Origin of the sequence: Bacillus sp. FSL K6-1338 (genome assembly GCF_038006965.1) — a bacterium.
Classification (GTDB): domain Bacteria; phylum Bacillota; class Bacilli; order Bacillales; family Bacillaceae_G; genus Bacillus_A; species Bacillus_A thuringiensis_S.
Genome location: NZ_JBBOWI010000001.1, coordinates 1226980 through 1249478, shown reverse-complemented (window position 1 = coordinate 1249478; position 22499 = coordinate 1226980). Strand labels below are relative to the sequence as shown.

The window sequence follows — 22499 nt, the reverse complement described above, 5'->3', positions numbered from 1 at the left end:
TCATGACATAAGATAATAATGTATGCCTAAACGTAAGGAGGATTAAAATGAATAACCTTCCAATTCATGCAAAACTTAAAGTAAATAAGGATACTTTCTTCCTGCCCGATTCAAACGGGGGTGTCTATTTTCGAAATAACGCCAGTTCATTTCGCATGGACGGTGATGGAATTTATGACTGGATTGAAAAATTAATGCCAATGTTTAACGGTAATCATTCTTTAGCAGAAATAACTGATGGTCTCCCTCTCCCCTATCAAAATCGTGTATTTGAAATTGGAGAGGTTTTATATGAAAATGGTTTCGTTCGCGATGCAAATCAAGATGCACCTCATGAATTAAACAGTACATTACTCGACAGATATGCTTCACAAATTGAATTTTTAGAAGCTGATTCTCATTCAGGTGCTTTAAAATTTGAAACGTACCGCGGAGCAAATGTCCTTGTACTTGGCTCCGGAGATATGCTTACTTCTTTAGTTTCTTCTTTATTAGAATCTGGTTTACCTACATTTCATTACCTCGTTACAGATCGAGATGAAACAAACTATGACAGAATACATGAGCTAATAGAACGTGCATATGAAGTTGATAACGGTGTACTCATTCAAGAAATCGATACTACAATTGACCGTCCCTTGCATGAAGTATTCGAACCTTTTGATTGGATTTTATATGTTTCTCAAAATGGAGACATTGACGGTTTAAAAACAGTTCACACTATTTGTAGAGAAACGAAAAAGAATTTTATACCAGCTATTTGTTTATCAACACTCGGTATAGCTGGACCTGTCGTAACGGAAAATCGTGATGAATGCTGGAAATCCGCATGGCATCGGCTACATGAAACGACTTTGCAAAATGAAAATTCATCAGATTCCTTCTCACCAATTACATCTGCAATGTTAGCAAATGTAATCGTTTTTGAATTGTTTAAACATGTCGCGGATGATTTATATCGTGAAAAAGAATTACAATTCTTTTTATTAAACTATGAAACACTTGAAGGAACGTGGCATCCTTTTATAAAACACCCTCTTGCAACTGATGAAAGTTTTACAATTGATACGATAGAAAATCTTTCTGAAAAACTTGAGCATCGGTCCAACCAACATACTTCAACTGATGTATTCCGCTTTTTCGACTCATTAACTTCTAAAGAAGCCGGTATATTCCATGTATGGGATGAACAAGATTCATATCAATTACCGTTATCACAATGCTATATTCAAGTAGCCAATCCATTATCAGATGGCCCAGCTCCCCTTCTGCCTCTTATGACTCGCAGTGGATTAACTCATAATGAAGCACGCCGAGAAGCTGGTTTAACAGGAATTGAAACATATGTAGCAGAAATCATTCACCGCCTTATTCCTGAACATAACGATATCGGTATTGGCGCTGGAGAAACGATGACAGAAGGATTTTACCGGGCACTACAACAACATTTAAATAATAAATTGTATGAACGGCAGTCACATATGCTAGAAGAACTTACAACGATTGATTTAACTGATATTCACGATAAACATTGTAGATTTTATTACGATGCCCTTGCTACAATTCATGAAACACCTAAAATCGCAATGAGTGAAGAGATTCTCAGTTTTCCAGTCGTTTGGGTTGGTATAAATGATAAATGGTACGGTGCATCTAATATTAATATGACGTTAGCGTTACGGAGCGCACTACAACTATCACTGCTCCACATTCAAAGTGAAGAGACTCCTTACAGAGCTAATATCTTGCCTGAATCATCTATTATTTTATATGACACGGATTCTTTTAGGGTGGAAATACAAGCGGAAGAAGAAATTCCAAGTGTGCAATCTTTACAGCTTGCCTTACAGCATTTAGAAGAACATAATTTTTATCCCTTCGTGTTTGATTTAGCAATCGAACCATTTTTGAAAGAAAACTTAGACGGTGTGTATGGGGTATTAATTGCAAAGGAGGACGGTCTATGACTCAAAATATATTGCTTATAGGGGATGGCCTTCTTGCAGACTATGTACATGATCAATTATGCAAACAATATTCCATCATTCGTCAGCATACCCTTACAGAAGAACTTCCTGAAAATATTTATCTCGCTCTCGTATTACATGATGGATCTCCTTCTACTATTCATCATGATGCTGAGCTAATTTTTCGCTCAAATCATATTCCGTGGCTTCGTGGTTTCACTTCATTTGGCGAAGGTATTATCGGTCCTTACATTCATCCTCTTACGCCCGGATGTTCCCATTGTTCTGATGGACGCCGTTTTATCGCTGGCTTTGATCAAAAAGAAATGTGGGAACTACAGCGGAAATATGCCTTTAAAGCCGAAAATGGAACGAGGCGTGATGTACGTGCCACCCAAAATGGCATGTTACAAATGTGCCATCTTATTTGCGCAGAAACAGAAAAAATATTAACTCATAACCATTCTTCTTTAGAAAATGAACTTATTTTACTAAACTTACAAACATTACAATGTACACGGCATTCTTTTCTTCCAGATCCTCTCTGTCCTGTATGTAGTAGTTTACCTGATGATACTGCGGATGCGGCGGAAGTTTCTTTACAACCGAGTTTAAAAGTAAGCACCGAAACGTATCGCTGCCGTTCCATTCATGAATTAAACACATTTTTAACGAAAGACTATTTAGATTATCGGATCGGTATGTTGAACGGCAAAATGCAGCATTCTTTATTGCCATTCGCTGACGTTATTATAAACATGCCATTAATGTTTGGAAATGAAGGTGTTGCAGGCCGAACTCATTCATTTGCAGTGAGTGAAGCAACTGCTATTTTAGAAGGTTTAGAACGATATTGCGGTATGTCGCCTCGCGGGAAAAAGACAAATGTGCATGGTAGTTTTCATGATTTAGAGGAACATGCACTAAATCCCCTTACACTCGGTGTGCATACAAATGAACACTACAATCGTGATAATTTTCCATTTAAGCCGTTTGATCCTGATTATGAGCAAAACTGGGTATGGGGATATTCTTTATCACAAAACAGACCGCTTTTAGTTCCTGAATCAATTGCTTATTATAGCCTCGGTCATCGAGATGCTTTCGTGTATGAAACATCAAATGGATGTGCAATTGGCGGTAGTTTAGAAGAAGCGATTTTTCACGGCATTTTAGAAATTGTAGAGCGTGATGCCTTCTTACTCACTTGGTATGCCGAATTACCTCTTCCCCGCCTTGATCTGAGTTCAGCAAATGATACAGAATTACAATTAATGATTCAGCGGTTACGTACGATTACCGGATATGAATTACACGCTTTTAATGCGACGATGGAACACGGCATCCCGAGCTTATGGGTAATTGCAAAAAACACACGTGAAAATGGAATGAACGTTGTTTGTGCGGGAGGTGCTCATTTAGATCCTATTCGAGCTTTAAAAAGTGCCATTCAAGAAATCGCAGGCATGTTACTTATAACAGACGATGAGCTCGAGCACAAAAGAGAATACTATGAAAAATGCTTACAAGATCCTTATTTCGTTAATAAAATGGAAGACCACAGTATGCTGTACGGATTGAAAGAAACGGAAGAACGTCTTCACTTCCTTTTACGAGAAGATGCACCGGTGCAAACGTTCCAAGAAATGAATGTATCACAATCATTTGATATGGATTTAACATCCGATCTCCACCAACTTTTAAATCGTTTGCATCAATCTAATCTTGAAATAATCGTTGTAGATCAAACCGTTCCCCTTATAGAAAAGAACGGACTACACTGTGTAAAAGTTATTATTCCAGGCATGTTACCGATGACTTTCGGACACCATCTTACTCGGATTACAGGACTGGACCGGGTATATACCGTACCGATGACACTTGGATATACAGACGAACCTTTAACGAATGAAAGATTAAATCCACATCCACATCCGTTTCCATAGTAAAGGAGGGATTTCATGCAGCTAGATACTTTTTTACATCATCTCCATTTCTCTATCGATGAAATTATGCCGAATCATGAGGTGGACTGGAAAGACGCACCGCTTCCTTATAAATTATATCGAAATGTACCTACCATCCCGCTCTCCTTAGAAATCCCATTATCTTTACCGAACTCTTCTACTACACCTACTTTAGATGAAATTGGTCACTACCTTTGGTATTCATTTGGTGTAACACAATTATGTCAGCTAAATAGCGAGAGAAATGTATTACGAAGATCTATTCCTTCAGGCGGCGCTTTATATCCGAATGAATTGTATATCTATTTAAAGATTGACGATTATCCAGACGGCATTTACCATTATGACGCCGCGCATCACCGGCTTATTTTACTTCGCGAAGGAAATTTCGATTCTTATTTAGCAGACGCACTCGGTAATCGCTGTAATATACATGATTGTTTCGGTGCCGCATTCGTATCCACTATGTTTTGGAAAAACTTCTTTAAATACAATAACTTTTCATATCGCCTTCAAGGATTAGATAGCGGGGTTCTCATTGGACAATTACTAGAATGTGCAAAACAGTTCGGTTATACGAACGGCGTATACTTTCAATTTCTAGACCGTGCACTGAACCGTTTACTCGGATTGTCAGAAGGTGAAGAAAGTGTGTATGCCGTTATTCCTTTAAGTACAGAGCCAGAAACTAATTGGTTTCACAATGATTACCGTGAAAATAAAACAGTTACTTCTCATGAGTTGTTGCAACAAATTCCGCCGTTAGCACATGAACATTTCGTTCGCTCAAAACATGTAGGTGAATATCCGATGATAACAAAAATAAATGAAGCTTCTATGATCGAATCGACAGCACACTTCCAAACACTACATCATGAAGAGCACTATCAACATAATGCGTACGCTGTACAGCTACCAAAAGTAGAACGGTTATCGTATGATTTCCTACAACTTTGTAAAAAACGATATTCTCCTGATGCGGACTTTATTTTAACGAAATGGGATGCAGCCGAGCTCGCTACTTTACTACAAGAAGCGAGCCTCTCCTTCCCCTATTACAACGACCTTGACGGTAAGTATGCAAATGAAAATGCACGCGTCTTCTTATATGGATGTTTTTATAACGTGAAAAATATTGAAAACGGGGCTTACGCTTATAATAGTAAAACACATTCGATACAACCAATTCGGTATGGAGACCTTCGTTACCCTCTTCAATCTAGTATGACGATGGATAACGTAAACCTTTTTCAAGTACCACTTTGCTTACATGTAGTCGGAAAGAAAGATTACTATACACGTGCATTAGGCTATAGAGGATATCGTATTCACCAAATGGAAGCTGGTATACTCGTTCATAAACTCGTTTTTGCAGCGACCGCGATGGGGATGGGCGGGCATCCTTTACTAAGTTTTGATACAAATTCATGTGATCAATTGTACGGTATTGATGCTGGGAATGAAACGTCTCTTATTCAAATTCCTGTTGGGGCTTATCGAGCGCGGAATTGGTTAAAAGGGGTTTTGCATAGTTAAAAGCACGCCGATGGACGGCGTGCTTTTTTACTAGATTAACTTAAAAATACTCTTAATTTGTCTAGCAAATAACCAATTTTTCGTACCGTAGTTATCATTTAAACTATCTAAATTAATAGATTGTCCGTTAGCAAACTTTAATTCTAACGTTGTATTTTTGTCATTTGTTTTTAAATTACTATTTGTAATATCATCATACTTTAATTTTTCAATCTCAATATATTCGTCTTTTTCTTGTCCGATCACGACATGGTCTTGGAAGAAGAAAAACACTTCTACTTTTTTACCGAAACAAAATACATTTTTCGTATAAATTAATGTCGCATTATCAAGTCCGACGCATACTTCTTTCATCTCTTCCACAACGTGTCCAAAGTCTTCTTCTTGTCTTGCGTTTGATTCAGCAATCCATTCTTCGATTGTTTTCATGTTAATTGCCATACTGTGCCCCCTGGTTCGTTCATTGCTTTTTTTAAAAATAAATACTATATGAAAATATAAGCGATAAGTACTATGTTTTCAAGGGTGAACGGTATATTCAAAATAAAGTTAAATTTCAAAGTAATCTACTAGAGGCACCGATTTCATTATATTTTAAACGTTTGAACGAGACATTCTTCATCATCGATTAACTGTGTTTTCTCATCAAATACGATGTTTAGCTCCCTATATACTTTCTTCCAAAAAGAAACAGCTGGTACATTTTTCACAAGTTCGATAACGAAATACTGTCCTCGTTTCTCTTTTAGTACATTCTCAATAACTTGTTTACCAATTCCTTTTCCTTTGTACTGATTCAATATGAAAATGTCATTTATGCCAAAGTCGTTTTCCTTCTTCAAAAACGGGCGTTCCAACAATAATAAAAATCCTACAATACTATTTTCAGCTTTTATAAAATACGGAGTGATTCCGTCATTTCCCCAAAACATGTGCAAATCTTCGTATTCAAAAAATCCATTTGCCCCAATCTTTATATTAGGAGTGAATGTAGAGAGATCATGAAGATATAGTGCGTACAAATTACGTAATATTTCTTTTTCAGATTCTTGAACGGTTTGAAGTGCTACAAACATTTTTAATAATCCCCTTCCCTATATGTAACTGTTTCTCCCTCTTTATTATTCGCTAAAAAAGTTTACCTACCTTTGCAAAAAAAATAGCACTTAAAAAGTGCTATTCTGCTCTCCTTGCCGCTTGCTGAATTGGGTCCCAAACGCTGTTATATGGTGGTGCATAACTTAAATCGACATCTTCTAAATCATGAATGCTCATTTTATTGAAAAGTGCCATCGCGATCACATCAATACGTTTATCTACGCCTTCTTCTCCAATTACTTGCCCGCCCAACAATTGTTTCGTATCAGAGCGATATAGTAGTTTCAAGTAAAGTGGTTTTGCATTTGGATAATAGCCCGCCATATTTGTAGAATCTACTTTGACCGTTTTATACGGGATATGTAGCCCTTTTGCTTCTTTTTCATTTAAGCCTGTTCTTGCGAGCGTCAAATCCATAAATTTAATAATACCTGTGCCTAACGTACCTTTAAATGCTCTTCGTTTATCAAGCATATTCAGTCCAGCAAGTCGCCCTTGTTTATTAGCAGTCGTTCCGAGCGGGATATGATCATGAATTTCCTTTATAACGTGGTAATGTGTTGCGCAATCACCGGCTGCATATACGTCTTGCACATTCGTTTGCATATATGCATTTACTTCGATTGCCCCTTTATAATTTGTACGTATATTTGTTCCTTCAAGAAAATCAGTATTCGGCTTCACTCCAACCGATACTAAAACAAGATCTGCTTTATACGTACCTTTATCCGTTTCAATTTGTTCCACTCTTTCATTTCCTTTAAATGCTTTCACATTTTCATTCGTTAAAATTTCAATATTGTGTTTATCTGCTTCTTTATGTATATATTCAGCCATATCTGCATCATAAATCGTACCGATATGATCATTTCGCTCAATCATTCTTACTTTCTTACCAAGTTCGACGAATGTTTCTGCCATCTCCAGTCCAATCGCACCACCGCCAATAATGGTTACATCTTCAACTTTATTCGTTTCTAGCGTTTTTAATATACGCTCAGCATCTGGAATTGTTTTTAAAAGATGAACACCTTGCAAATCTCGACCTTCCCACTCTGGCATAACAGGACGTACGCCAGTTGCAATTAATAAACGATCGTACGGAAATTCAAAAATATCTTTCGTCTTCGTATGCTCTGCGTACACCACTTTCTTTTCCGTATCTACTTTCGTTACTTCATGTCGTACTTTCGCATCAATTCCATATTTATCACGAAACGTCTTTACGTTGCGCGCGATTAACTTTTCAGTTGAAGCGATAGCACCACTAATGACATACGGTAATCCACACTGAGCGTATGAATAAATTTCACCTTTTTCTAACGTTACAACAGTTGCATTTTCATCGTTTCTAACAATTTGCATAGCTGCACTCATACCAGCTGCATCTCCGCCAATAATGACATAGTTCACTTTACCACTCCTTCTTTTTTTACATACTCTTTACGTTTTCCATATTTTATAGAAATAACACCTACTTCCATTGTAAAGAAAGAGGATTTTATCTTCAAATTTGGTGCACAAACCTATGCCTGAATAGGTAGCCGTTGTGTCTCATAAACAACATGTTTAATATGCTATAACAGTTACTATTGAAAGTAGGTGAAATATATGTGCGCCGGCCTTCTCGCCCAGCTTCCAGATGAACCGCAAGAACCAAAAGAACCGAAACCCGCCCTCTCACTTGACCAAGAATTTTCCATTAATGCGACAATATACAGCGCTCGTGCCTGGTTATCTAACGATGATACGTTTGCGCAAGATATTTGGAAAGCTACCCAATTCGCTTCAGCATCACATGCTGGCAAGTCTATCTTTCCAGTCGGTTCAGTTAAAATTCTGAACTTCTCTGACGATACAATAACTGTTACTGCTTCACCAGAATCAGATCATGCGCTCAAAATAGTCGTACCCCCCCATTCCGAGGCAGCCCTAACATCTGGTCCTTTATCACATATACAAGCTAGTACATCAGGAGGATCAAGTAAAGTCACATTTCTCTTTCACATCTTTTTCTCAAGGGATCCTGGTTCAGATAAATAACCATAAAAAAGGTACAGTTATGCACTGTACCTTTTTCACATGTTTATTCTCTTGATTTGATGAGTTCAACATTATAAGTTTCAATATCTGTTAGCTTTCCTGTAAAATATGGATTTTCTCTATACCAAGATTGTTTTGAAAAATACGTTTGCATATCTTTCGTCTGAAAAATATGTCCATGCCTTGCATATATTTCATTTCTAGCAATTTTCAACTGTTCTTTCGATAAATATGCTAAATCTGTACTCGTTAATTTTCGAATATCACTATCTGGGAAAATGAAACCATTATATACATACGGAGTGGTAGATGGCGGAGTAACATTATAAACAACTTTTTTTTCTGTACTTTTCTTTTGAAATGGAAGATTATAAGACGGAAGTGCCGTTACCGTTTCTACCTTCGTCGTTTCCCTTCCATTTTCTCCATTTCGTTCTAAATAAATCGTCGTACTTCCATCAGTCGCTATAGGCCCCCATGTAATTTCTTCTCCTGCCAGTGCTGTAACTGGTTTTTGATTTACGTACAATGTTGCACCAGGCGCGTTCGTTTGAACTGTAATATATTGACCTTGCAACGTTAAATCTATCATTACGTTATTTTGGCTTTGTTTCATAAGTACAACCTTTTCCTCACGCGATAGTTTTACATAATCATTTTTATATTCTGATTGAAACACTTGATTGCCCGGAAGAAACGGCCCATATTGCTTCTCAAACTTTTTGTCATCTGTCTTATCAATTTCTTTTCCGTTCATTTTTAACGATACGCCTTTTTCATTTGTAAGCAAAGTGGTATAGTACGTCTTCACTTTCAATTTATACCGATCAAATATAAAGAAATACTTTCCGTCTTTCGTTAACGAAAAATCAGCTCTTTCTATTCCGTCCCGTTGTTTTTCACCTTGTCTCAAATATTCTTTTAATTCATTCACATACGATGGATTTTCTTTTATATATGAAAATAGAGGCGTTAAACTCTCTTTTGTTATCATAACCGATTGATCATCTGCCGTAATGATCTCAGCTAATTTCTCTCCGTCCCTCTCTTGTAAAATCGTAATCATCCGATCTACTTGTGCCACCTGCGTATAATACGATGATCCGTACAAATATAATCCAATAATCGCTATAACAAATAGTGCTAACAGTGTAATGCCAACCTTTGCACCACCGCTCATGTTCTTCTTTACTACAGGACTTCCCCTCTTCGTCCCGCAGTTTTGACAAAATTGCACACCATCTTCAAACTGAATTCCGCACTTTGTACATACATTCATCCAGTCAACCACCTTTTCATTAGAAGCCAGTTATTCCCTGTGTTAAGGCTTGAATTATCGTGCTAATGTAAGACCAAAGTACAATAAATGTTGCAATTCCAATTAAAACATTTGCAATAATAAGTGTGTACACGAGATCTAATCCGCCATTGTCTAGCTTTAATATGGCTACAGTTATACTAATCCCTATATAAGTTGCAGCTACCGATAATAATATCGGTAAGAAAAAGATTAATAAGAAACTAAAAAGAAAAGAAAGGACTAATATAGCAATAGCCGGCGTCGCTAGCGTTCCCCATATACCGAATACTTCAAGAAACGAAAAAGATGATTTCATCATCTTACCACTTACAAAAATAATAAATCCGACAAATAAAGTTAAAATTAATAAAAAGAAAAAGACCGTTATAGATTCTACAAAAAATGTGGGAGTAGATATATCTGGTGCAAATGTTCTCGTAACTGCTGATGCTGCACTCATCATTCTATAAAAAATACATGCTCCTAAAAAACAAATAAGAACAAGACTTACAATTCCATTTCTTACTTCAATCGTGCCGCTTTTCATAATCGCTGTCGGTGCTTGTAATGCATGTTTAAAAAATTGAAAATAGCCGCTCGCAAACCGCTTCGCTTGCTCTACCGTTTCATTTGGCCGAGTTTCCTTTACTTGTGCCGCGCGTGCTTGTTCCGGCCCTTCTTCTTGACCACTACTTGCCACTACTTCTTCCGTTAACGAATGTCCACAATTCCCGCAAAACTTTGCCTCTGCTGCATTTTCTGTATGACATGACGGACATTTCATTCTCTCATCCCTCCTTAAGCATATACCATATAGGGTGTTACAAATTCAATATATGACTTTGTACATAAAACATGACTACAAGAAAAAGATTCTGAAATCCTTCTTTCAAAAGAAATTATATATGCTAGCAATCTTGAAAAATAATGCTATTATGAAACAGAACAAATAACATTTTTAACAGATTGGATGAAAGACAATGGAATTGGTAAACTCAATTTTTCAAATACTCCTTACAAGCGTAATCCAATTATTTTCCTTAATTGGCGTTATCATTGTAATTGGATTTCTATTAGATTATTTAGAATCACTAACACGAATGTATTGGTCGAGGGCTTTCGGAAGAAAAGGATTCCTTTTAACGGCGTGGATTGGTGTTCCGATCCACGAACTTGGACATGCCATTATGTGCGTACTGTTCCGTCATAAAATTGTAGCAACGCAGTTTTTCCCAACAGATACAAGTCAAGGAGCATTAGGTTACGTACAACATCAATACAATCAAAAAAGTGTGTATCAACGAATTGGGAATTTCTTCATCGGCATCGGGCCTATTATTTCTGGTATTACTGCATTAATCCTTTTAATGCGCTATTTCGTACCAGAATCATATTTTTTATTTAATACAACTCTCGAAAAAACGATCGCTTCTACTTCTATTAATGTAGAAATGATTCAAAACATGCTCTTGTCGACGTTTGTATTATTGAAAAGCTTATTTACAATCGGCAATTTATTGAATCCTTCCTTTTGGTTATTTTTATTTATCGCCATTTGTATTTCCGCACATATCGCTTTAAGTAAACCAGACATTAAAGGATCAATAGACGGAGTTATCGTCATGTTTATCGTTTTATTTTTATTCAACATCATAGCGGGACTGTTTCAATACGACAGTAACCAGCTAATTGGACAGGTTATGAAATATAATATGTATCTCATTGCGTTTTCTAGTGTAGCACTGCTTTTCTCTTGTCTTTCTACACTCGTTAGTTTTTCGTTTTATAAAATAAGAAGAGGGCGTTCTTTTTGAACGCCCTCTTCTTATTAATTATTCCCCTTATAATCACAATGCTCAACAGGCACACGAGCATGCCCTTCTTCATCGGTACACCATGACTGTGATTGGAATGCAAGAAAGATACCAATCCATTCTTCTTCCTTTTCAAAGTGAATGAGTATCCCTCCGTCTTGCCATATGCCATTATCACCTTTCCATTTCTCTACATTCCCTTGATTCATGTGAATATCATGTATACCGTTTCCTGGTTTGAAATGAAAATAGGAATCTGGTGTGTTTTCTTCTGGTCCCCATCTTTCACCAAACGCGTAAATAATCGCTTTTTCTTCTATCGCTCGCTTTATATAACGTTCTATTTTTTCGTTTAAATCATTATCTGCTCCTGCTTTTTCGGGAGGCAAAGGAATCATTTGTTTTGAGTCAAATAGATTTCCTCTTACATAATCTAAAGCTACTTTCGGTTCATTATTTTTTACTTCCGTAAAACCAAATGGTAATGTCGGTAAAATATGAATCGCCTCTGACCTAATATTGTTATTCGCAAAATATAAAACTTCTGACGGATAACTTTGCGACTTTACGTTAATAGCAATACGATAATCTACTCCAGTCTCGCCCTGTAAATGAACTTGATAATGAGGTGTCTTCCCTTTTCCAATCTTTGATTGTATAACTGTACCTTTTAACACACCGTAGTTTTTTAGGGGCATACATTTCATCTCCTATTCATCTAAAATCGGCAAGGATACCCCCTACTTCAATCGTGTGAAGGGCGATAGCCCAACGATAAGTGGGGGAGGAATTGCCGGCAGATACGGTATGGTACGTTAAAAATCCTAAGATTCTGTACCATATCAAGTATCTGAAACTTCCACCTTGCCTCCTACTTTCTCTACTTAAGTTGTTTGCTTTCACTAAAAATCTGTTACAATTTAATTAGTGAAAGGCGGTGAAAATAATGCCTACAATTACTGCAAAAATACAAATCCATGTTTCCGATAATCAAGCTGAAAGTCTAAAGATAACAACGAACGCTTACCGCAAGGCTTGTAATTGGTTATCAAAACACATATTTGAAACAAAGAACCTTAATCAAGTAAATCTCAATAACTTATATTATTCTGATTTGCGAAATCAATTTAGGTTAAAAAGTCAAATGGCTCAATCTGTGATGAAAACTGTAATTGCTCGTTACAAGTCGGCTAAATCAAATGGACATGAATGGTCTTTGATTGACTTCAAACTTGCAGAATATGATTTAGTCTGGAATCGAGATTATTCACTAACCAAAAACCAATTTAGTGTAAACACGCTTGAAGGTCGCCTAAAACTAAATTATGAGCGTAAGGCTATGAAGAAATACTTCAACAGCACTTGGAAATTTGGTACTGCTAAATTAGTGCATAAGTACAAAAAGTGGTTCTTACATATCCCGATGACAAAAGAGTACCAAACATTAGATTTCGCAGATGTAAACAACATCGTTGGTGTTGATTTAGGAATCAACTTCCTTGCAACCACTTATGATAGTCAGGGCAAAACAACCTTCTACAACGGAAATATTTTTAAACATAAGCGTGGTAAATTTAAAGCTACTCGTAAGCAATTACAAACACGACAAACACCATCTTCTCGTAAGAAAATAAAACAAATTGGCTCAAGAGAAAACCGTTATGTAACTGATGTAAACCATCAAATTACAAAGGCACTCGTTGAGGCATACCCTAGAGGTACTATGTTTGTTTTAGAAGACTTAACAGGGGTTCGTTCTGCGACAGAGAAAGTACGAGTGAAAAACCGCTATGTTTCTGTATCTTGGGCTTTCTATCAGTTCCGTCAAATGCTTGAGTATAAAGCTGAATTGAATGGACAAAAGGTAATTGTGGTAGACCCCAAATATACTTCCCAAACTTGCCCTAAGTGCGGAAACATTGAAAAAGCGAATCGTAATAAAAAGCTACACACTTTTAAGTGTAAAAATTGCCAATACCAATCAAATGATGACCGTATTGGTGCGATGAATCTACACCGTAAGGGAATTAAGCATATCAGTGTAGTTATCACAGGAGTATAGCTCTTGTGGTAGGGGCGAAGTCAACCGTCCTTATGCTCCACCATACTAAGGTAGGAGAGCATTGCTCGTTCGTACTACTGGGTAGGAATAAGCGTAGTTGCTCTCTATGAGGGTAGAAGCACTGTCGAACTCCGACAGACGCAAGCCCCCACTTCAAACGACCCGTAAGGGTGTTAAGTGGCGGGTTGTTGACTTAGTAGAAGCTTTTCATATTTAAAACATTATCCATTCATAAAAAAAATCCTCCTATGTTAGGAGGATTTTTAATTTCTCAACATATACCAAACAATAACCTCTACCACTACAAGCAAAACCGCACCAAAGATCATTAACGTCGTCTTCTTTAATAGTTCATTTTCACGGTAAGGGATATTACATAAGTAAGCACCTAATGTAATCCGTGATGGACAAGCGATTGTCGCTACTGATGATGCGGTGTTTTGAAGTGTTGTGACATATTGCCACGGGAGTGCTACGTTTTGTGCGGTTTGCATTTGTAGTTTTATAAACATTGCATTTGATCCTGCGTTACTACCTGTTAAAAATCCACCAATAGCGCCAATAAACGGAGCAACAAAAACGAAAAAGGTTCCAAATGTTTCACCAGCTGTTTTTGCAAGTAATGAATGCATGCCAGATGCACCCATTAGTTCTGAAATGGCGATAAACATTGTCGTCGTAATAGCAAATGGAATCCATTGTTTGATCGTTTGTGAGAATGATTGTTTAATAATATTAGACGGGATGCGGAAGAAAATAATAGTAAATAAGCAAGTCATACCGAGCCAAAATCCTGGTGAATATAGTAACTCTAGTTTATAAGAGTATGATTTCAAATCAAGAACCGCATATGATCTGAACAAATCATGTAATGCTGGAACGAGGCGAGAAAGTAAAATACAAACTGTTAGAAATATATAAGGGCTAATAATTTTTATAATGGATACTTCTCTCTCCGTTGCAGCGGCATGTTCTGTTATAAGATTTTGCCCACTTTTTCCTTTTAATTTAATGATAAGAAAGCCAAATGTAATCGTAACGATAGAACTTAATATCCCGGCTAGTTCAACACTTACGTATGCATTAGAAAGATAGATTCCGAGAGAAAATAATAGAAAGAACCCTACTCCTTCTTTCCACTTTTCTATAACCGCTTGCCAGCCGCCAACAACGTGTAAAGAAAGAATAACGAAGTAAGCAAACATCGGAATACTTAATAGCGCTGTATTTGTACCAAGTGTTGTAAGAGGCATATTTATTAGCTGCGAACCGATAATCGTACCCGTTGCCATTGCGCCCCATGAACTAGCTAGTAAGCCGATGAATGAGAGCAGTACAGCTTGAAATGGTTTATAGCCTAGCGAAAGAAAAATAGGTGCTGCAACCATGAATCCAATACCAAATCCACTTACTGATTCAATAAGCGGACAAATGCCAAAACACATAAGCAGCATTTGTAATAAGCGATCATGTGTGATTTCTTCTAAAAAACGTGCTACTTGATCGATGTATCCCATTTTGTTCATGAGGTGAAATAAAAAAATACCGAAAAATAAAACGTACCCGACAATAAAACAAATTAACCATCCTTTAATCGTTGCGTGCACAGTTTCACTTATCCCTAATCGAAACGTTGGCGAGAGTAAAACGATTCCGACAGACACAGCATAAGAAATTAACGAGGACCTTAATGACGTTTGTTTAAATAAAAATAAACAAATGAAAATCATCATAATTGGGATAAGTGCCAACAATATGGCCATGTTATCATCTCATTTCGTTTAAAATACAATTTTTAACTATTATATAACAGATGTTGTAATTTTCAATTGTTTTTAAGACAGATTTAAAAAAGGAGCCAAACGGCCCCTTTTCATTCACTCCCATTTTCTATTATCCTGAAAAACTGTCTGCTGTCCGATTATTTTTTTCAACACAACAAACACAATGTAAGTACATATTGCTTGCAATGCAATATTCCAAAATTTCATTAATGTAAATGAATGAATCCGTAGAAATAATTCGTTTAATAATACAATCGAAACGATACTAAATAATTCTATACTAATCGAAAATAGACATATTTCTAAAATAGACTGTTCTTGAATGCGATTTAAGTTGGAAAAGATAAATACATATCCTAAAAATAGAGCCATCAACTCTATTTTCGTCATGCTAATGAGCCAAGCGTATAGCGGTACAGTTAAAAGAAGATATAGTAGTTTACGTCTTAGCATGCCTTCTCACCCTCTAAATTATATGTATTTTCTGTATATTCTAACATTCATTATACAAAACAAAAAGAAGAGACTACGCCTCTTCTTTTTGTTTTGTTGCCTGTATTAATTCACATATTTCTTCTCGTTTTTCATTTTCTAATAGCTCAATCACTTTACTTCCAACGACAACACCGTCACATATTGTAACCATTTCTTCTACATGTTCTTTTGTTGAAATGCCAAATCCAGCGACTACTGGTAAGTTGACGTGTAATTTTACTTTTTCTAAGTAACTATGAATCTCCTCTTTAAAGTTTTGACGTACTCCCGTTACGCCCGCTACTGTAACAGCATAAACGAACCCTTCTGATTCACTCGTGATTTTTTCAATTCTTTCAATAGGGCTCGTTACGGTAACGAGTGGAATAAGCGCAATGTTTGCCTCTCGAAGTAACGGCGCAATAATATTTTGTTCTTCATACGGTAAGTCTGGAACGATAATACCATCCACACCGGCCTCTAAGCACTTCTCTACAAATCGTTCTTTTCCAAATGCGAGTACTGGATTTAAATATGTCATGAGTACAAACGGAATTTGCACTTCTTCCCTTACCTCTATTAATGCTTGAAAAATTCCTTTTACTGTTATACCGCTATCTAGCGCTCGCTTCCCTGCTCTTTGAATCGTTGGGCCATCTGCAACTGGATCTGAAAACGGGATACCAATTTCAACGATGCTTGCTCCTGCTTCGTCTAGAAAACGAATTCTTTCTTTTAGTTTCTCAAGTCCACCATCTCCGCCCATTACGTACGGAATAAATGCTTTCTTACCATTTTCAAACGCTGCTTTAATTTTTTCTACTCCCATTTTTCACACCTCTTCCATATAACGTTTTATACTCTCTACATCTTTATCACCGCGGCCTGATAAGCAAATGATAAGTCCTTCGTCTTTCTTCATTTGCGGCGCTAATTTTAATGCATATGCGACAGCATGTGAGCTTTCTAAAGCCGGAATAATTCCTTCTTTTTTCGTTAATAATTGAAATGCTTCTAACGCTTCATCATCAGTAATTGAATGATAAGAAACGCGGCCAATATCTTTTAGCAAGCTATGTTCTGGACCAACACCTGGATAATCGAGTCCTGCTGAAATAGAGTGCGCTTCTTGAATTTGCCCTTCTTCGTTTTGCAGAAGATACATCATTGATCCGTGTAAAACACCGACGCTTCCTTTCGTTAAAGTTGCTGCATGCTTTTCTGTATGAACGCCTTTCCCTGCTGCTTCTACGCCGTAAAGAGCGACCTCTTCATCGTGTACGAACGGATAAAACATGCCCATCGCATTACTACCACCGCCAATACAAGCAACGACTGCTTCTGGTAACTTTCCTTCTAACGCCTCATATTGTTTTTTCGTTTCATTTCCAATTACACTTTGGAAATCACGGACAATTTGCGGGAATGGATGTGGCCCGAGAACGGATCCCATAATGTAGTGTGTATCGTGCACGTGTGAAACCCAGTAGCGAAGCGCCTCGTTCACTGCATCTTTTAATGTGCCGCTACCTGCCGCTACACTTTCTACTTTCGCTCCGAGTAATTCCATTCGGAACACATTTAATTTTTGACGTCTCACATCTTCCTCTCCCATAAAGATGACGCATTCTAATCCGAGTAGGGCACATACAGTAGCAGTTGCCACTCCGTGTTGTCCTGCTCCTGTTTCAGCGACAACTTTTTTCTTGCCCATTCGTACTGCAAGTAGTGCCTGACCGATTGTATTGTTAATTTTATGAGCTCCTGTATGGTTCAAATCTTCACGTTTTAAATAAATCTTTGCACCACCGCAATACTTCGTCATATTTTCAGCGAAATAAAGCGGTGTTTCCCTTCCAACGTACGTTTTTAAATAATGATTTAATTCCTTTTGAAACGCTTCATCTTGCATCGCTTCTTTATATGCTTCTTCTAGTTCTAATACAGATTGCATTAACGTTTCTGGAACGTATCGTCCTCCGTATATACCGTAGTGACCTTTTTCATCTGGATATGCGTAGTTCATTTGGAACACTCCTTCGATTTTATAATAAATTGTTTTATTTTCTTTAGATCTTTCTTTCCTTCTGTCTCTACTCCGCTACTTACATCGACCATATATGGCCGAACAGTTCGAATTGCTTCTTCTATGTTAAGGATGTTTAATCCACCAGCTAATATCGTTTTCTTTCGCAACTCTTTTGGCATATGCTCAAGTAATTCCCATGAAAATGTCTTTCCATTTCCTCCATGAAACTTTTCTTTCGGGCTATCAAACAATATATAATCCGTTTCATATGCTTGAGCGCTTTTCATATCACTCTCTGAAGTTACTCCTAGCGATTTTATAGACGGAATATTCAATCTTCTAATTTGATGATTCTCTTCATCCCCATGTAGTTGCACATGCGTTAACCCGCACTCATCTGCAATCTTCTGAATCACTTCAACTGATTCATTTACGAAAACCCCGATTTTTAATACGTGTGCTGGAAGCTTCCCAATAATTTCTTTCGCTAGCCCCAGAGTAATTTTCCGCTTACTTTCTGCAAAAACAAATCCGATTGCATCTGCTCCGTATTCGCAAGCACATTTTGCTGTTTCAACATCAGTAATACCACAAATTTTCACTTTCATATATTCACCTTACAATCTTCAAAAAAGCTACTAATAGAAGATGATGTCATAAGTGCCTCTCCAACTAATACACCTTTTGCTCCAGCTCTTTTAACGCGGGTAATATCTTCTTTTGAATGAATGCCACTTTCACTAATCCAAAGTAATTTCTCCTCATTCAATCGTTTTCCTAACTTTTCAGTTTGGCTTAAATCTACTTCGAACGTTTTTAAATTACGATTATTAATGCCAATAACATGTGGATTTAGTTGGATCGCAGTTTCTAATTCCTGTTCATCATGAACTTCAACAATCGCTTCCAATCCTTTTTCTAACACGTAGCTATACAACTCTTTTAACTTTTCTTTCGTTAACGCTGCTACGATTAGTAAAATAATATCTGCTCCCGTTTCATACGCTCTATCGATTTGAATCTTATCGATTATGAAATCTTTACATAAAAGCGGAATGTTACTTTCTTCTCTTGCTGTTTGTAAATCGTGAAACGATCCTTTAAAAAATTGACCATCTGTTAAAACAGATACTGCTCCTGCCCCGCAGTCTTCATATGTTCCCACTTGTTTTCGTACGTCAACGTGTAAATTGATATCTCCTTTTGATGGTGATGCTCGCTTTACTTCTGCAATGACAGTAAACTGCTGTAACGCTTCTACAAGTGAATGTGTCTTTCTTTTTGTTTTGACTGGTGTATACGTTTCATATAACTCCGCAACTTCCTTTTTCTTCTGTTCTACAATTTTATCTAAAATCGTCCCCACTTTAGTTCACCCTTTCTAATTTTTCGTTGCTTGCTGCAATTAATAAGTTTAATTTGGTTAATGCTTTTCCAGAGTCAATGCTATGTGTTGCTAGTTTAATTCCTTCTTCAATCGTTTCTGTTTTTCCATTTGCAAAAAGGGCTAGACCTGCATTTAATAACACTGTATCGCGGTAAACACTCTTTTCTCCACTCAATACGCCGACTGTAATCTTTGCATTTTCTTGTGAATTCCCCCCTCTAATTTCTTCATTTTTCACTCTTGAAAAACCATAATTTTCTGGATCAATATTCATTTCTACTATTTCATTATCTTTTAAAAGGACTACTTGATTTTCCCCTTGTAATGACGCTTCATCTAAAAAACCACTTCCATTTACGACAAGCGCTTGTTTCCGGCCTAACTTTTGTAATACTTGTGCAACTGGTAATAACATATCTCGTTTATAAATACCGACAAATTGTGTTTCTAAATTCACTGGATTTGTTAAAGGACCAATTAAATTAAAGATTGTCGGCACGTTTAACTCTTTTCTTATTTTCATAATGCGCCTTAGTGCTGGATGCATTGCTGGTGCAAATAAGAAGGCAATGCCCACATGCTCTAGTAAATAATCAATCTCGTTTGGCGTACTACTAATATTTACACCTAGTTCTTCTAATAAGTCTGCACTTCCTGTTTTACTAGAAACGGCACGATTACCATGTTTTGCAACCTTTACACCTGCTCCTGCCAGTACGAATGCTGATGTTGTGCTAATATTAAACGTTTGAGCACCGTCACCACCCGTCCCGCAATTGTCCATTGCTCCTTGTATATGGTTCGAAAACGGCAATGCCTTTTCGCGAAGAGCTCGAACGAGACCGTATATTTCTTCTGCAGTTTCACCTTTCGCTTTCAGTAAGACTAAGAAAGCTGCAATTTCACTTTCTAATATGTTTTCACTTAATAAAAGTAGTCCTGCTTTATACATTTCCTCTTCTGTTAAATGTTGACCCTCCACTAATTTACGAAGATAGTTATTCATACTCTTTCCTCCTCTTTTACTTCTGTTAAAAAGGCACGTATTAACTTTCCGCCTTCTTCTGTTGCGATTGATTCCGGATGAAACTGTAATCCGAAGAGCGGATAATAATTGTGACAGACTGCCATTATTTCTCCGTCGTCCATCGCTGTCGCTAATATGTCAAAACAATCTGGCAAGCTCGTTTGCTCTGCAACAAGGGAATGATAGCGCATCGCCGTCAGCGGCTGTGTAACGTATGAAAAGATTGACGTTCCGTTATGTTTCACACGCGATGTTTTTCCGTGTTTAATACGTTCTGCTCTAACAATGTCTCCTCCAAATGCGGCTATGATCGCTTGGTGGCCAAGACAAATCCCTAATATGGGAACGTTCTTATAAAAATGACGAATCACTTCGATACAAATACCAGCATCCTCTGGTTTTCCTGGTCCTGGTGAAAGCACAATTCCTGTTGGATTCATCTCTTCTAGCTGTTCTATCGTTATTTGATCATTTCTTACGACTACAATATCTTCTTCGTATTCACCTAACAGTTGATACAAGTTATAAGTAAATGAATCATAATTATCAATTAGTACAATCATTTCATTACCTCCAATAGCGCTCTCGCTTTATTTAATGTTTCTTCATATTCAGCTACTGGATCTGAATCGTAAACGACTCCTGCTCCGGCCTGAACGTATGCTTTTTCATCCTTTACGACCATCGTTCGAATGGCAAGTGCCATATCAAGATTCCCTGAAAAACTAACGTATCCAACTGCTCCGGCGTATACGTTTCTTTTTTCATTCTCTAGCTCATTTATAATTTCCATCGCTCTAATTTTCGGAGCTCCAGAAACTGTCCCTGCTGGTAAGCAATACGCTAACGCATCAAATCCGCTCGTTTGTTTTCGCAATGTTCCGTAAACTTCAGATACAATGTGCATAACGTGAGAATATTTTTCTACTTTCATATATTTATCTATCGTCACGGATCCAATTTCACTCACTCTGCCAATATCATTTCGCCCAAGATCTACAAGCATCATATGCTCCGCTCGTTCTTTCTCATCTTCCAACAGTTCTTTTTCGATTTCCTCATCTTCCCTCTTCGTTTTCCCCCTCGGCCTCGTACCAGCAATTGGATTCGTCATCACTTTATTCTCCCTTACTGATAGCAAACTTTCCGGTGAAGAACCGAGTACAACATAATCTTGAAAATCGATATAGAACATATATGGTGATGGATTTGCAATTCGAAGTTTTCGGTATAACGCGAATGGATCACCAATACATTCACTTTGCAAACGCTGTGACAGTACGACTTGGAATATGTCCCCAGCTCTTATATGTTCTTTCGCCATTTCTACCATCTTACAAAACTCTTTTTCCGTTATAGAAGAAGTGAATGATAATGTGGATTGTATTGCATTTACTTCAGCTTCTTCTCCTTGTAGCACTTCCTCTTTGTATACTCGTAGCCTTTCGTATACTTCCTCATAATCTGCTGAATCATCTTCCCTGCATACATATACAAACGACAACTTTTGGCGTAAATGATCGTAAACGATAAACTCACGATATAGTAAAAGGTGTACTTCCGGAATATTTAATGGGTCGTGTAAATCCGCTCCAATGTTTTCATACTGCCGAATGACATCATATCCAATATAACCAACTGCTCCTCCGCAAAATGGAAATGGGCTATCTACTTGTGATGATGCGATTACTTCTTCTAACACTTGTAGTACGTTACCTTTTAACTTTTCTGTTTGCCCATATATCATTCTTTCTACTTCCGTACCAACGCTTGTCACCTCTCCATAAGGATTACATCCTAAGTAAGAATAACGCCCTTTATCTTGATGAAGCTGTGAACTTTCTAATAAAAATTTCTTCTTCCCTTTCATACGTCTATATAAAGAAATTGGCGTAATGCTATCTCCTTCTTCTTCAGTGATTACTAAAAATGTCTTTCTCTCTCTTTTTTGTTTTATAAATTCTTCTTTCGTCATCATGTCCTTCACCTCACTCTGAAAAATAAAAAAGTC

The 22499-nt window shown here is 37.2% G+C and carries 21 protein-coding genes; 6 read left to right on the top strand and 15 right to left on the bottom strand.

Translation table 11 applies throughout. The features are described 5' to 3' along the window. The first annotated feature begins 47 nt into the window (after positions 1-47). The 3 genes from NZ044_RS06575 to NZ044_RS06565 are packed head-to-tail and all read left to right on the top strand — an operon-like array spanning position 48 to position 5470. Positions 48-1967 carry a putative thiazole-containing bacteriocin maturation protein gene (locus tag NZ044_RS06575; RefSeq protein WP_079245216.1) on the top strand — a complete coding sequence of 640 codons (1920 nt, stop codon included), beginning with the start codon at positions 48-50 and terminating at the stop codon, positions 1965-1967. Continuing rightward, positions 1964-3913, top strand: coding sequence for a TOMM precursor leader peptide-binding protein (locus tag NZ044_RS06570; RefSeq protein WP_074789375.1), 1950 nt, complete (start codon positions 1964-1966; stop codon positions 3911-3913). The genes NZ044_RS06575 and NZ044_RS06570 overlap by 4 nt, the downstream gene beginning before the upstream one ends. 15 nt (positions 3914-3928) lie before the next feature. Beyond that, positions 3929-5470 carry a SagB family peptide dehydrogenase gene (locus tag NZ044_RS06565; RefSeq protein WP_081144071.1) on the top strand — a complete coding sequence of 514 codons (1542 nt, stop codon included), beginning with the start codon at positions 3929-3931 and terminating at the stop codon, positions 5468-5470. 30 nt (positions 5471-5500) lie between these two features. Here NZ044_RS06565 and NZ044_RS06560 read toward each other — a convergent pair whose 3' ends face one another. From NZ044_RS06560 to NZ044_RS06550, 3 genes are all read right to left on the bottom strand, one after another. Continuing rightward, entirely contained in the window at positions 5501-5911 is a 411-nt protein-coding gene (locus NZ044_RS06560; RefSeq protein ID WP_000996793.1) for a DUF3908 family protein, read from the bottom strand. A 146-nt stretch (positions 5912-6057) separates the two neighbouring features. Next, the gene (locus tag NZ044_RS06555; protein WP_000495856.1) at positions 6058-6546 is read right to left on the bottom strand and encodes a GNAT family N-acetyltransferase; all 489 of its coding nucleotides are present in this window, start codon (positions 6544-6546) and stop codon (positions 6058-6060) included. Between the two features lie 100 nt (positions 6547-6646). Beyond that, entirely contained in the window at positions 6647-7981 is a 1335-nt protein-coding gene (locus NZ044_RS06550) for an FAD-dependent oxidoreductase (RefSeq protein WP_079245213.1), read from the bottom strand. Between the two features lie 198 nt (positions 7982-8179). Here NZ044_RS06550 and NZ044_RS06545 point away from each other — a divergent pair, with 198 nt between their 5' ends. Further along, positions 8180-8611, top strand: coding sequence for a hypothetical protein (locus NZ044_RS06545; RefSeq protein ID WP_000332402.1), 432 nt, complete (start codon positions 8180-8182; stop codon positions 8609-8611). 43 nt (positions 8612-8654) lie between these two features. Here NZ044_RS06545 and NZ044_RS06540 read toward each other — a convergent pair whose 3' ends face one another. Beyond that, positions 8655-9890, bottom strand: coding sequence for a TcaA 3rd/4th domain-containing protein (locus NZ044_RS06540; RefSeq protein WP_098505585.1), 1236 nt, complete (start codon positions 9888-9890; stop codon positions 8655-8657). 19 nt (positions 9891-9909) lie between these two features. Next, positions 9910-10695, bottom strand: a complete 786-nt coding sequence (locus tag NZ044_RS06535; protein WP_000650096.1) for a zinc ribbon domain-containing protein — start codon at positions 10693-10695, stop codon at positions 9910-9912. A 196-nt stretch (positions 10696-10891) separates the two neighbouring features. On the opposite strand from NZ044_RS06535, the gene NZ044_RS06530 reads away from it, so the two are divergent. Beyond that, positions 10892-11725, top strand: a complete 834-nt coding sequence (locus NZ044_RS06530) for a hypothetical protein (RefSeq protein WP_098505584.1) — start codon at positions 10892-10894, stop codon at positions 11723-11725. Positions 11726-11739: 14 nt separating this feature from the next. On the opposite strand, the gene NZ044_RS06525 is transcribed toward NZ044_RS06530, so the two are convergent. Beyond that, positions 11740-12423: a DUF2278 family protein gene (locus NZ044_RS06525; RefSeq protein WP_016097962.1), complete on the bottom strand. Its 684-nt coding sequence runs from the start codon at positions 12421-12423 to the stop codon at positions 11740-11742. A gap of 248 nt (positions 12424-12671) precedes the next feature. Here NZ044_RS06525 and NZ044_RS06520 point away from each other — a divergent pair, with 248 nt between their 5' ends. Next, complete coding sequence (locus NZ044_RS06520) at positions 12672-13787, top strand: RNA-guided endonuclease InsQ/TnpB family protein (protein WP_118961642.1); 1116 nt, start codon at positions 12672-12674, stop codon at positions 13785-13787. A gap of 263 nt (positions 13788-14050) precedes the next feature. On the opposite strand, the gene NZ044_RS06515 is transcribed toward NZ044_RS06520, so the two are convergent. The 9 genes from NZ044_RS06515 to trpE all read right to left on the bottom strand — a co-directional run bounded on the left by NZ044_RS06515 (position 14051) and on the right by trpE (position 22466). Next, positions 14051-15550, bottom strand: a complete 1500-nt coding sequence (locus NZ044_RS06515) for an L-lactate permease (protein ID WP_000996272.1) — start codon at positions 15548-15550, stop codon at positions 14051-14053. 114 nt (positions 15551-15664) lie between these two features. After that, entirely contained in the window at positions 15665-16024 is a 360-nt protein-coding gene (locus NZ044_RS06510) for a DUF4029 domain-containing protein (protein ID WP_000946150.1), read from the bottom strand. 73 nt (positions 16025-16097) lie between these two features. Beyond that, on the bottom strand, positions 16098-16874 hold the full coding sequence (gene trpA / locus NZ044_RS06505; protein WP_086398445.1) for a tryptophan synthase subunit alpha: 777 nt from the start codon (positions 16872-16874) through the stop codon (positions 16098-16100). A 3-nt stretch (positions 16875-16877) separates the two neighbouring features. Next, complete coding sequence (gene trpB / locus NZ044_RS06500) at positions 16878-18071, bottom strand: tryptophan synthase subunit beta (protein WP_098505583.1); 1194 nt, start codon at positions 18069-18071, stop codon at positions 16878-16880. After that, complete coding sequence (locus NZ044_RS06495; RefSeq protein ID WP_000865128.1) at positions 18068-18682, bottom strand: phosphoribosylanthranilate isomerase; 615 nt, start codon at positions 18680-18682, stop codon at positions 18068-18070. Before NZ044_RS06495 ends, trpB begins: the two co-directional genes overlap by 4 nt. After that, positions 18679-19440, bottom strand: a complete 762-nt coding sequence (gene trpC / locus NZ044_RS06490; RefSeq protein ID WP_000536711.1) for an indole-3-glycerol phosphate synthase TrpC — start codon at positions 19438-19440, stop codon at positions 18679-18681. The genes NZ044_RS06495 and trpC overlap by 4 nt, the downstream gene beginning before the upstream one ends. 1 nt (position 19441) lies before the next feature. Beyond that, entirely contained in the window at positions 19442-20467 is a 1026-nt protein-coding gene (trpD, locus tag NZ044_RS06485) for an anthranilate phosphoribosyltransferase (protein WP_001067363.1), read from the bottom strand. Next, the gene (locus NZ044_RS06480) at positions 20464-21051 is read right to left on the bottom strand and encodes an aminodeoxychorismate/anthranilate synthase component II (RefSeq protein WP_063675109.1); all 588 of its coding nucleotides are present in this window, start codon (positions 21049-21051) and stop codon (positions 20464-20466) included. The genes trpD and NZ044_RS06480 overlap by 4 nt, the downstream gene beginning before the upstream one ends. After that, positions 21048-22466, bottom strand: a complete 1419-nt coding sequence (trpE, locus tag NZ044_RS06475; protein WP_118961641.1) for an anthranilate synthase component I — start codon at positions 22464-22466, stop codon at positions 21048-21050. The genes NZ044_RS06480 and trpE overlap by 4 nt, the downstream gene beginning before the upstream one ends. Positions 22467-22499: the final 33 nt, after the last annotated feature.